Raw genomic sequence first — 11521 nt, forward strand, 5'->3', positions numbered from 1 at the left:
GCACCGTGTCGCGCGCGATGGCCATCAAGCGCGCCGGCCGCAGCAGCCCGGCCGCGCGCAGCAAAGCCTCCAGCGCCGCCCAGTCGAAAGCACGCAGCGTGGCGTCGATGGTGCGGTTGACGCCGTAGTCGCGCGCCGGCACGTCCTCGAAGAAGGCGGCCACGCAGACCGGGTCGTACAGCGGCGCGAGCACTGGTGCCACGCCATCGGGGTAGCGCAGGGCCCAGTTCTTCAGGTGCGCGTCGCTGTTGCCCAGCAGGATGAAGGCCACGAGGCGGCGCACGCACTCGCGCACGTCGGCCACCGGGTTGGGCGACAGGCGGTCGAGCACGCGCAGCATGGCGGGCCAGTCGGTGGCCAGCCCGCGGCCGTACTTCTGGCGCGGCTCGTACTGCAGCACCTGCGCGAACTCTTCCATGTGGATGCGCCCGCCCTCGGGCGTGCGGTCGAAGCGGCGCACCGCCAGGATCTGCGCGAAGGGCACCTGCTCGGGCAGGTCGGCGTCGGCGCGGTCGATCACGTGGGCCTGCGCGCAGTCGAGCCCGAGCGCGCCGCACAGGCGGTAGCCGGCGTATTCGTTGGCGACCAGGTCGGGGTGGCGCGTGCTCGGCAGCTTGAGGATGAACGAGCCCGCCGCGCCGTGGCGCTTGACCACGTAGCGGCGTCCGTCCTGCACCGCCGAGAACTTGGTCACCACGCCGGGGATGGCGGCGGCGTCTTCCACCGGCATCTCGACGAAGCCGGGTTCGAGCACGTCGAGCCCCAGCGCCGTGTGCCAGTGGCGCACGGTGTCGGGAATGCCCTCGGACGTGGGCACGGGCTCGACCTCGAGCGCGCCCATGAGGTCGTGGCCGGCGGCGGCCAGCAGCTCGAACTCGTCGTCGGCCGCGCAGCCGCGCTGCTGCGCCAGGCGCTCGCGGTTGTGGCCCTCGGGCAGCAGGTTCTGGAAGTAGCTGGGCCAGCGGCCGTCGCTGCGCGACACGCGGGTGTCGCGCGCCGAAGCGAGGATGGCGCGCGTGGCGGCCTCGTCGGCACCGCGGTACGCGAGGGACAGCGTGGGCCGGCCCGCATCGGCGATGTACGCCTCGTCGAAGGACACGCGCAGGATGTCGCCGTACTGCGAGAGGTAACCGATGGCGCGCCGCCCGCCATCGGGCAGGTGCAGGTGCATCCGCAGGTAGCGGATGCCCGTGTTGAAGGCGGCGCGCGTGCTCACCGCCTCACCGGTTCTCGTCGGCCAGGCTCTGCGCGATGGACGGCGGTGCGCCCACGCCCGCCGGCTGGCCGAGCAGGCGCCCGCCCGAGCGCACGAAGTCTTCGAGTTGCGGACGCAGGCTGGCGGGCACGGGCATCAGTTCGAGCCCCAGCACGCGCGCCATTTCGAGCAGCGTCGACAGACGCGGATCGATCTGCCCGCTTTCGATGCGCTGCACCGTCATGCGCGACAGCCCGGCGCGCGTGGCCAGCGCCTCCTGGCTCAGGCCGCCGGCCTTGCGGGCTTTTTCGAGTTCTTCGGTCAGTTGGAGCATTGCAATGCGCTTTTATCGGAAATTGAGTAGCAATGCTATCTATATGGGATGGTGGCGGCAATAAAAAAGCGACCCACAGGTCGCTTTCTTGTTCAATTGCGCACTGAAAGGCGCAATGCGTCGTTCAGCCGTTCAGCTCAACACCACGCTGCTCAGGCGACGGCGATAAGTGGCCACCACCGGATCGTCCGGCGGAATCTGCCCGTCGGCGACCTTCACCTTCGGCGGCTCGATCACGTCGAGGATCGCGATGTAGGTCTTGCGCGCGAGGTCTTCGCTCCAGGTCTTGTCGCGCATGAGGATGTCGAGCAGCTCGTCCATCGCGTCGGTCCAGCGCTGGGCGGCCATCAGCAGGCGGGCGCGGTTGAAGCGGGCGTCGAAGTCGCGCTTGTTGGCCGCGATCTTGTCGTCGAAGTCGCCCAGCGTCGGCGCCGAGCCGGTGACGGGTGCGGCGAAATCGATGGCGTCCATCCAGCGCTGCAGCGAATCGAAGCGGCGCACCAGCGTGGTCTTGGCGATCACCGGGGCAAAGGCGACCTTGGCGTCGTCCACGCGGCCTTCCTGCAGCAGCAGCTTGATGTAGTCGAAGCGCGCGTCGTCGTTGGCCGGGTCGGTGGCCACGGCGTGCTGCAGCTTCTCGAGCGCGCCCAGGGTGTCGCCCTCGGCCAGCGCTTCCTGCGCGGCGGCGCCTTCCGAAGCCGCTTCGGCTTCCTCCGCGCCCGGCACGTGCTTGTCGAGGAATTCGCGGATCTTCTCGGCCGGAATGGCGCCCACGAAGCCGTCCACCGGCTGGCCGTCCTTGAACATCACGCAGAAAGGGATGCTGCGCACGCCGAACATCTCGGACAGCTGCGAGGAAATCTGCGGCACCTTGTCGGCGTCCAGCTTGGCCAGCGTGAAGCGGCCGGCGTACTCGGTTTCGAGCTTTTCGAGCACCGGGCCGAGCTGTTTGCAGGGGCCGCACCATTCGGCCCAGATGTCCAGCAGCACCGGCGTGGCGACCGAGCCTTCGATCAGCTCGGCCTGGAAATTTTCGAGAGTGATGTCGATCATCGGGAACAGCTGGGGGTGAAACGTAAAATTGAAACCATGAACGAAACCATTCAGGTCGGTGTAGTGATGGGCTCGAACTCCGATTGGGAGACGATGCGCCACGCGGTCGAGATTCTCCAGCAATTCGGAATCAGCCACGAAGCGAAGGTGGTCTCGGCCCACCGGATGCCCGATGCGCTGTTCGCGTACGCCGAAAGCGCCGCCGGGCGCGGGCTCACCGCGATCATCGCGGGAGCGGGCGGCGCGGCCCACCTGCCGGGCATGCTGGCGTCGAAAACCACGGTGCCGGTGCTCGGCGTGCCGGTGGCCAGCCGCCACCTGCAGGGCGTCGATTCCCTCTACAGCATCGTGCAGATGCCCAAGGGCGTGCCCGTGGCCACCTTTGCCATCGGCACCGCCGGCGCGGCCAACGCGGCGCTGTTCGCCGTGGCCATGCTGGCGGTGAACAACCCGGCGCTGCGCGCCAAGCTCGACGTCTTCCGCACGGCCCAGACCGCCGCTGCCGAGGCCATGGTGCTGCCGCCGCCCGAAGCGGGCGCGGCGGTGTCGCCCTTCTCGCCGCAAGGCGGGGGTGCACTGTGAGCACGGGCCATTCGGGCGACCTGCCCATCCTCCCGGGCGCCACGCTCGGCGTGCTCGGCGGCGGCCAACTCGGGCGCATGTTCGCCCACGCGGCCCAGCGCATGGGCTACTTCACCGCGGTGCTCGACCCCGACGCCGACAGCCCCGCCGGCCGCGTGAGCCACCACCACATCCACACCGACTACGCCGACGTCGACGGCCTGGCCCGCCTGGCCGGCCTGGCCGACGCGGTGACCACCGAGTTCGAGAACGTGCCCGCGCCCTCGCTGGAGCACCTGGCGGTGGCGCGGCCGGTGTCGCCCGCGGCCTCGGCCATCGCCATCGCGCAGGACCGCATCGCCGAGAAGGCGCACTTCACGCGCTGCGGCGTGCCCTGCGCGCCCTACGCCGTCATCGAGACCGCGGAGCAACTGGCTGCCGTTGATGACCAGCTGCTGCCCGGCATCCTCAAGACCGCCCGCCTGGGCTACGACGGCAAGGGCCAGCAGCGCGTGAAGACGCGCGCCGAGCTGGTCGAGGCCTGGCAGGCCGCCGGCTGCGTGCCCTGCGTGCTCGAGAAGATGCTGCCGCTCGAGTTCGAGTGCTCGGTGATCCTGGCGCGCGGGCGCGACGGCCAGATCGTGCATTTCCCGCCGCAGCGCAACCTGCACCGCGACGGCATCCTTGCCGTGACCGAGGTGCACCCGCAGAACATGCCCAAGACCGTGGCGCAGGGCGCGGTCAATTCCGCCAAGAGCATCGCCAGCGGCCTGGACTACGTGGGCGTGCTGTGCGTCGAGTTCTTCGCGCTGGCCGACGGCTCGCTGGTGGTGAACGAAATGGCGCCGCGCCCGCACAACAGCGGCCACTACACCATGGAAGCCTGCGACGTGTCGCAGTTCGAGCTGCAGGTGCGCACCCTCGCCGGCCTGCCGCTGACCGCGCCGCGCCAGCACAGCCCCGCCGTCATGCTCAACCTGCTGGGCGACCTCTGGTTCCCGGGCGGCGAGGGCGACGGCGCCAAGCCGGTCGCACCGCGCTGGAGCGAGGTGCTCGCCCTGCCCGGTACCCACCTGCACCTGTACGGCAAGCTGGCACCGCGCCGCGGCCGCAAGATGGGCCACCTGACCCTCACCGGCGCCACGCTCGAGAGCGTGCGCGCCAATGCCTCGCAGGCCGCGCTGCTGCTGGGCCTGCCGGCGCTCGCATGATCCTCGACGGCCACGCTCCCGACGCCATCGCCGAGGCCGCGCGCGTGCTGCGCGCGGGCGGACTGGTCGCCTTCCCGACCGAAACCGTCTACGGCCTGGGCGCCGACGCCAGCAGCGACACCGCCGTCGCCGGCATCTTCGCGGCCAAGGGCCGGCCGGCCGACCATCCGTTGATCGTCCACGTGGCGGCGGGCGCCAAGGGCGCGCAGGCGCTGTCGCGCTTCGCCCAGCCGCTGCCGCCTTTCGCGCAGAAACTCGTGCAGGCCTTCTGGCCCGGCCCGCTCACGCTGATCGTCACGCGCCAGCCCGGCGTGGGCACGGCGGCGGCCGGCGGGCAGGACACCATCGGCCTGCGCTGCCCCGCGCACCCGGTGGCGCAGGCGCTGCTCGAAGCCTGCGCCGAGCAGGGCGTGCCCGGCCTCGCGGGGCCCAGCGCCAACCGCTTCGGCCGCGTCAGCCCGACGACCGCGCAGCACGTGCACGACGAATTCGGCGACGCGCTGCTGGTCGTCGACGGCGGCGCCTGCGAAGTGGGCATCGAATCGACCATCGTCGACTGCAGCCGCGGCGCGCCCGTGCTGCTGCGCCCGGGCCTCATCACGCGCGACCAGATCGAAGCCGCCGTCGGCGAGCCCCTGCGCGACCGCGAGGTGCTCGACACGCCCGACCCGCGCGCCTCGGGCACGCTGGAGGCGCACTACGCGCCCGACGCCAAGGTGCGGCTGATGGACCCCAAGGCCATCCAGACCGGCCTCGACGTGCTCGGCGCCAACGCCGCGCACATTGCCGTGTGGACGCGCAGCAACGTGCGCAGCCGCTCGCAGCGCGTGCTGCTGCGGCGCATGCCCGACGATGCCGCGGCCACCGCGCAGCAGCTGTTCGCGGTGCTGCGCGAGTTCGACGCGCAGGGCGTGAAGCTGATCTGGGTCGAGACGCCGCCCGACACGCCTGAGTGGGAAGGCGTGAAAGACCGCTTGCAGCGCGCTGCAGCGGCCTGATCAACGCCTGATCGGCTGCTTGGCCGCGGGGCTCAGCCCCCGGCCGCCAGCACTCCCTGGAAGAACCCGCGCGCTGCCGCCAGGCAGAACGGTGGCGCCAGCGTGCCGTGGTAGGCCGCGGTCACGGCGCGCGCCTTGTCGGTGGCGCTGCCCGGCGTGCTCTGTGCCAGCAGGTCCTTGGCCTGCGCGAAGCCGGCGCGTGCCGCCGAGTAGCTGTCGGTGGTGCCGCGGTCTTCCAGGTCGACCACCGCGAGCGCGGCGGCCGGCATGCCCTTGGCGCGGAAGTAGCCGGCCGTGGCGCGCGTGCTCAGGAAGTTCACGGTCGGGTCGTTCGCGCCGCTGCACAGCAGCATCGGCTTGGTCGGCACCCAGTTGCGCAGGTCGTTGGCGATGGCCGCCTTGCGGAAGCCCGTGGCGGGCTTGCAGTCCAGCGGCGAGGCCGAACCGAGCGACGCGGCCGTGGCCGGCAGCGCGTTGCCGGGGCAGGGGGCCGACTGGATGTCGGTGGCCGCCTGCGTGAGGAAGCTCTGCTTGATGAGGTTGTTGGCGCCGTAGAAGATCGCCAGCTCGGGGCTCACCGGGCCGGGCTTGCCGTCGGCCGGGAACAGCGCCAGCTGCGGCAGCTTGCCGCTGGAGAACAGCGTGCCCGGCGTGAGGGTGGGCAGCAGGGTGTCGATGCCGGTGGCGTACTGCGCTTCGTAGACGTCGCTGGTGCTGTTGTAGACATTGCCGAACTGCTGCTGCCAGCTGGTCGACAGCAGCGGCACGAACAGGGTCGAGCCCAGTGCCGGCCAGCCCAGGTAGGTGTAGTCGGTCAGGAGGCTGATGGCCGAGGGCGCAGCCAGCGGGGCCGAGGCCGTCACGGTCTTGCCGGTGGCCTGCATCTCGCGGTGCGCGGCCATCGCCACGTAGCCGCCCTGCGAATAGCCGGTGATGAACAGCGAACCGGCGTCGTTCGCGCCGATGTCCGAGAAGGTCTTGCGTGCCGCGGTGAGCGCATCGACCATGTCCTTGCCTTGCTGCTCGCCGTTGAGGTAGGGGTGGTAGGGCAGCGTCGACTTGTCGTAGCCCGCGTAGTTGGGCGCCACCACGATGTAGCCCTGCGCCGCGAACATGGCCGCCACCATCAGGCCTTCGCCGGCGGCCGGCTGGGTGGTGTCGGTCCACTTGGCGAGGTTGTAGTTGCGCGCCGGCGTGGTGCCGTGCGCGTACAGCACCACCGGTCGTGCGCCGCTGCAGGCGACGTCGGAACCCGAGGGCACCATGATCGCGGCGGTGGCGTTGGTGGCTTCGTTCTTGCCGCCGACGGTGCGGTATTCGAGGTAGCGCATGTCGACGCCGCACTTGGGCGCGCCGGTGACCTGCAGCAGCGCCTTGCCCTGGTCGGAGGCCTGCAGGCTGGCCCTGAACTGGTCGGCCGTGAGCTTGGTGCCCTGCTCGGGCGGGCTGGTGACGACCGAGCCGCGCCCGGTGTCGCTGCCGCCGCCCGGCGGCGGAAAGCCGATGCCGATGCCGCCCCCACCGCCGCCCCCGCCGCAGGCGGCGAGCAGCAACGTGGCGCCGGCGAGCGTCGCCGCGGCGGTGACCCGGCGGACCGGGAAGGACGAGGGCTGTGAATGCCGTGGGTGCTGCAAGGTCAAGACGCGTCTCCTGGATAGGTATCGAAAACGAACGAGCGTCCGATTCTGGGCAGCGCCATGGCCGCGCGCAAGCAGCGTTTGCGAGCAGAACCTATTCAGGAGCGGGACGCCTCGGGCCCCGTCCGAGTCACTGGTCCTGCGCGGTCCAGTCGATCAGCGCGTCGAAGGCGGCGCGCGCGGCGCCGGCGTTCTCGCCGTTGGCGATGGCCACCAGCACGTAGCGCCGGCCGCTCGCGCCGTGCACGTAGCCGGCCACGCCCGAGGCGTCGCGCAGCGTGCCGGTCTTCAGGTGCGCCGCGCCGCCCGAGCGCAGTGTGCGCCGCTTCAGCGTGCCGTCCACGCCCATCGCGGGCAGCGAGGCCACCAGTTCGGGCATCACGGGCGAGCGCCACGCCACCTGCAGCATCTTGCCGAGCGCGGCGGCGCTGATGCGCTCGTCGCGCGACAGGCCCGAGCCGTTCTCGAACACCGGCGACGCCTCGCCGGTGCCGATGCGTTCGCGCCACCACTGGCCCAGCGCGCTGCGCGAGGCCTCGAAGGTGCCGCGCTGCTTCTGCGTGAGGCCCAGCGTGAGGAACACCTGCTGCGCCATCACGTTGTTGCTGTACTTGTTGATGTCGCGCACCACTTCTGCGAGCGGCGGCGACTCGAAGTCGAAGGCCGGCTTCAGGCCCGCGGGCACGCGGCCCTCGCGCATCTGGCCGCCCACGCGCCCGCCCATCTCGGCCCACATGCCGCCGATGGCGCGCAGGCTGTAGGTGCGCGGGTCGGCGTAGGCCACGGCCCAGCTCTTCTCGCCGCAGCCCGTGGGAAAGCCGCCATTGAAGCGGATGCGGTTCACGTCGCTGAAGTCAGGCTTGAGCGCGCCGCGCCAGTCGCCGCATTCGCCGGGCGCCAGCGGCACCGTCGGCGGCATCGCCACGCTGGCCAGCGGGGGCTCGTAGCTCACGCGCGCGTACTGGCCGGCGCGGTCGGGCGCGAAGGTCATGTTGACCGACTTGAAGTTCACCAGCAGCGCATCGGGCGAGGCGTTGTAGGGGCGCAGCGGCTCGCCGTCGAAGGCGGCCGGGTCGTTCTCGACCGTGGTCTCGAAGGCGCTGCGGTCGATCACGATGTCGCCGCTCACGGTGGTGATGCCCAGGCCCTGCACGTGGCGCAGCAGCAGCCACACGCGCTCCAGCACCAGCTTGGGATCGCCCTGGCCCTTGATGTAGAGGTTGCCGTTGAGCACGCCGTTGGCCACCGAGCCCTCGACGTAGACCGGCGTGTTCCAGCTGTAGGCCGGGCCGAGCAGGTCGAGCGCCGCGTAGGTGGTCACCAGCTTCATGATCGAGGCCGGGTTCACCGGCACCTGCGAACGCCATGCCAGGCGCGGCGCGCGGCCCGCGTCGGCATCGGCCACGAGCAGGGTCACGGCCTCGCGCGACACCTTGGCGCGCGCGAGGGCGGCATCGACTTGAGGCGGAAGGGCTTGCTGGGCGAAGGCGCCGGCCGGGGCCAGCAGGGCGAGGGTCAGTGCGAGGGGCGCAGGGCGGAAGACAAGAGGCATCCGCGGATTATCCCGGCGGGAAAATGTGCAGCTTCGCGTGGTACAGCAGCATGATCGTCTTGGCGTCGGCGATGCGGCCGTCGGCCACCATGGCCAGCGCCTCGTCGATGCCCAGCTCGAGCACCTCGATGTCCTCGCCCTCCTCCGCCAGCCCGCCGCCCGCGCCGACGCGCATCGAGGCCTCGTAGGGCGCGACGAAGAAGTGCAGCTTCTCGGTCACCGAACCCGGGCTCATGAAGCTCTCGAACACCTTTTGCACGGTGCCGAGCCGGTAGCCCAGCTCTTCTTCCACCTCGGCGCGGATGCGCTCCTCGGGCGCGGCGTTGTCCAGCAGGCCCGCGGCCGCCTCGATCAGCAGGTCGTCGTGGCCGTTGACGAAGGCCGGGTAGCGGAACTGCCGCGTGAGCAGCACCGTGCGCTGGCCCAGGTGATAGGGCAGCAGCGTGGCGCCGTTGCCGCGGTCGTAGGTCTCGCGGTGCATGCGCTGCCACTCGCCGTCATTGCGCCGCCAGTCGAAGGCGGTGGTGCGCAGCGTGTACCAGTTGTCGGACAGGAGGGTGACTTCGTGCACCCGGACGCGGTCGTGAATGGTCATGGCGGCGAGCATAGAACCGAGTTCGTGCAATATCAAGAAGATTCGTGCAATAGCGTGCAAACCCGTTACCATCGGCCCATGCTCACCCGACCGCGCAAGCAACACATCCTCTCGGTCCTGCGGCGCGACGGCCAGGTCGTCGCCAAGGCGCTCAGCGAGGAACTGGCCCTGTCCGAAGACACCATCCGCCGCGACCTGCGCGAGCTCGCGGCCGAAGGGCTGCTGCAGCGCGTGCACGGCGGCGCGCTGCCGGTGGCCGCGGCCGAGGCCGACTTCAGCGGGCGCCAGCAGCTCGCGCCCGACGAAAAAGTGGCCATCGGCCGCGCCGCCGCGCGCCTCGTGAAGCCGGGGCAGGTGGTGTTCATCGACGGCGGCACCACGGCCGTGCAGCTGGCGCGCCACCTGCCGCTCGCGCTGCAGGCCACGGTGGTCACGCACAGCCCGTCGGTGGCGGTCGAGCTGGCGGCGCACGCCGGCATCGAGGTGGTGCTGATCGGCGGGCGGCTCTTCCGGCATTCGATGGTGGCGGTCGGCGCGGCGGCCATGGCGGCCATTTCGCGCATTCACGCCGACACGTATTTCATGGGCGCCACCGGCGTGCACGCCGAGGCGGGCCTGACCACGGGCGACGCGGAAGAGGCCGAGATCAAGCGCGCCCTGATGGCCGCGGCGGCCGAGACCGTCGTGCTGGCCTCGTCCGAAAAGCTGGGGGCCGCGTCGGCGTGGGTGGTCAGTCCGCTGACAGGCGCGACGCAGCTGCTGGTGGCGCCGCAGGCCCCCGAGCAGGCGCTGGCGCCGCTGCGCGCGGCCGGCCTGGCGATCCTGCGCGCCGACGAGGCCGGTTGATTCGCCCCGCCCCTGCGCGGCCGGGGCCTGCCCTCGATAATGGCGGGATGCCCGCCGCGCCCCCGCAGACCTCCCCGCCCCTCCTGTCTCCCCGCATGCTCGGCATCGGCGCGGCCGTGGTCACCGTCGTGGTCTGGACCGCCTTCATCCTCATCGCGCGCGCCTCGGCCGCGCGCTCGCTCACGCCCTTCGACCTGGCCTTTGCGCGCATGTGCGGCGCCAGCCTGGTGCTGGTGCCCTGGGGCGCGTGGCTGGCGACGAAGCACCGCGGCGCGGTCTCCTCGTTCTTCGGGTTGTCGCCGCTGTCGCTGCGCATCACCGCCACCGCCGGCATCTTCGGCGGCGTGGCCTACGCGCTCATCGCCTACAGCGGCTTCTTCTTCGCGCCGGCCGGCCATGCCGCCGTGCTGATGCCCGGCAGCCTGCCGCTGTGGACCACGCTGCTGGCCGCGCTGGTGCTGCGCGACCGCATCACGCCCACGCGCGCCATCGGGCTGGCGATGATCGTCGCGGGCGACCTCGTGGTCGGTGGGCGCAGCCTGCTGCACGCCTTCGAGGGCGGCGAGGTCTGGAAGGGCGACCTGATGTTCATGGGCGCAGCCTTCTGCTGGGCCTGCTACAGCGTGGTGGCGCGCCGCCACGGCCTGGACGCCGTGCGCGCGACCATCGCCATCACCGTGTTCGCGCTCATGACCTATGTGCCGGTCTACACCTTGCTGGTGGCTTCGGGCGCGGTCGTGAGCCACATCGGCAGCGCACCGTGGGGCGAGGTCGCGTTCCAGATGGCCTTCCAGGGCCTCGGCTCGGTGGTGATCTCGGGCATCACCTTCACGAAGATGATCCAGCACTTCGGCCCCGTGCGCACCACCATGATCACGGCGCTGGTGCCGGGCCTGTCGGCCTTCGGCGCGGTGCTGTGGCTGGGCGAACCGATGCACTGGAGCCTGGTCGCCGGGCTCGCGCTGGTGACGGGCGGCATCCTGTTCGGCGTGCGCAAGGCCGCGGCCGTGCGCGTGGCGCCGGTCTGCCCGACGCCGTGCCCGGCGGGAATGGGGCGTCCGAATGTCTGACAAGCTGCTGGCCTTCGACACGAGCACCGAGCACCTGTCGGTCGCGGTGCGCCACGGCGACCGCGTGCTGGCGCACAGCGGCGTGGGCGGCGCGCAGGCGTCGAGCACGCTGCTGCCGCTGATCCGCGAGCTGCTCGCCGACGCGGGGCTCGCACTGGCCGAGCTCGACGCCATCGTCTTCGGGCGCGGCCCGGGCTCCTTCACCGGCCTGCGCACCGCCTGTTCGGTGGCGCAGGGCCTGGCCTTCGGCGCCAAGGTGCCGCTGCTGCCGGTCGACACCCTGCTGGCCGTGGCCGACGAGGCACGCCATGCCTTCGGCGCGCAGCGCGTGGTGGCCGTGCTCGATGCGCGCATGGACCAGCTCTACGCCGCGCACTACGACTTCGCCTCCGCCGGCCCGTTCGGCGGCGACCCCGAGCCGCTGCTGCTCGCCCCCGAGGCGCTCGAGGTGCCGGCCGGCTGGGCGCTC

The 11521-nt window shown here is 71.5% G+C and carries 12 protein-coding genes; 6 read left to right on the forward strand and 6 right to left on the reverse strand.

What is annotated here, in order from left to right:
* The 3 genes from VBO01S_RS28840 to VBO01S_RS28850 form a co-directional block, all read right to left on the reverse strand.
* A partial coding sequence (locus VBO01S_RS28840; protein ID WP_062481942.1) for a type II toxin-antitoxin system HipA family toxin occupies positions 1-1171 on the reverse strand: 1171 nt, incomplete at its 3' end.
* Between the two features lie 49 nt (positions 1172-1220).
* On the reverse strand, positions 1221-1529 hold the full coding sequence (locus VBO01S_RS28845) for a helix-turn-helix domain-containing protein (protein ID WP_062481916.1): 309 nt from the start codon (positions 1527-1529) through the stop codon (positions 1221-1223).
* Positions 1530-1661: 132 nt separating this feature from the next.
* A complete protein-coding gene (locus VBO01S_RS28850; RefSeq protein ID WP_062481920.1) occupies positions 1662-2582 on the reverse strand; it encodes a tetratricopeptide repeat protein in 921 nt (306 codons plus the stop codon).
* 36 nt (positions 2583-2618) lie between these two features.
* Between VBO01S_RS28850 and purE the strand changes: the two genes are divergently transcribed.
* The 3 genes from purE to VBO01S_RS28865 are packed head-to-tail and all read left to right on the forward strand — an operon-like array spanning position 2619 to position 5352.
* Positions 2619-3164 (forward strand): 5-(carboxyamino)imidazole ribonucleotide mutase, encoded by a 546-nt coding sequence (purE, locus tag VBO01S_RS28855; protein WP_062481923.1) that lies wholly within the window; start codon positions 2619-2621, stop codon positions 3162-3164.
* A complete protein-coding gene (locus VBO01S_RS28860; RefSeq protein ID WP_062481925.1) occupies positions 3161-4354 on the forward strand; it encodes a 5-(carboxyamino)imidazole ribonucleotide synthase in 1194 nt (397 codons plus the stop codon). The genes purE and VBO01S_RS28860 overlap by 4 nt, the downstream gene beginning before the upstream one ends.
* Positions 4351-5352: an L-threonylcarbamoyladenylate synthase gene (locus VBO01S_RS28865; protein ID WP_062481928.1), complete on the forward strand. Its 1002-nt coding sequence runs from the start codon at positions 4351-4353 to the stop codon at positions 5350-5352. The genes VBO01S_RS28860 and VBO01S_RS28865 overlap by 4 nt, the downstream gene beginning before the upstream one ends.
* Before the next feature lie 32 nt (positions 5353-5384).
* On the opposite strand, the gene VBO01S_RS28870 is transcribed toward VBO01S_RS28865, so the two are convergent.
* The 3 genes from VBO01S_RS28870 to VBO01S_RS28880 form a co-directional block, all read right to left on the reverse strand.
* The gene (locus VBO01S_RS28870) at positions 5385-6986 is read right to left on the reverse strand and encodes an alpha/beta hydrolase family protein (protein ID WP_062481944.1); all 1602 of its coding nucleotides are present in this window, start codon (positions 6984-6986) and stop codon (positions 5385-5387) included.
* 133 nt (positions 6987-7119) lie between these two features.
* Entirely contained in the window at positions 7120-8541 is a 1422-nt protein-coding gene (dacB, locus tag VBO01S_RS28875) for a D-alanyl-D-alanine carboxypeptidase/D-alanyl-D-alanine endopeptidase (protein WP_062481931.1), read from the reverse strand.
* 7 nt (positions 8542-8548) lie between these two features.
* The gene (locus VBO01S_RS28880) at positions 8549-9136 is read right to left on the reverse strand and encodes an NUDIX hydrolase (protein ID WP_062481947.1); all 588 of its coding nucleotides are present in this window, start codon (positions 9134-9136) and stop codon (positions 8549-8551) included.
* 78 nt (positions 9137-9214) lie between these two features.
* On the opposite strand from VBO01S_RS28880, the gene VBO01S_RS28885 reads away from it, so the two are divergent.
* The 3 genes from VBO01S_RS28885 to tsaB form a co-directional block, all read left to right on the forward strand.
* On the forward strand, positions 9215-9982 hold the full coding sequence (locus tag VBO01S_RS28885; protein ID WP_062481934.1) for a DeoR/GlpR family DNA-binding transcription regulator: 768 nt from the start codon (positions 9215-9217) through the stop codon (positions 9980-9982).
* Positions 9983-10077: 95 nt separating this feature from the next.
* Positions 10078-11052 carry a DMT family transporter gene (locus VBO01S_RS28890; protein WP_255221234.1) on the forward strand — a complete coding sequence of 325 codons (975 nt, stop codon included), beginning with the start codon at positions 10078-10080 and terminating at the stop codon, positions 11050-11052.
* Positions 11045-11521, forward strand: a 477-nt coding sequence (gene tsaB / locus VBO01S_RS28895) for a tRNA (adenosine(37)-N6)-threonylcarbamoyltransferase complex dimerization subunit type 1 TsaB (protein WP_062481939.1), incomplete at its 3' end; no start/stop codon positions are given. The genes VBO01S_RS28890 and tsaB, both read left to right, overlap by 8 nt.

It is taken from the genome of Variovorax boronicumulans NBRC 103145 (genome assembly GCF_001591345.1).
Lineage (GTDB): Bacteria > Pseudomonadota > Gammaproteobacteria > Burkholderiales > Burkholderiaceae_C > Variovorax > Variovorax boronicumulans.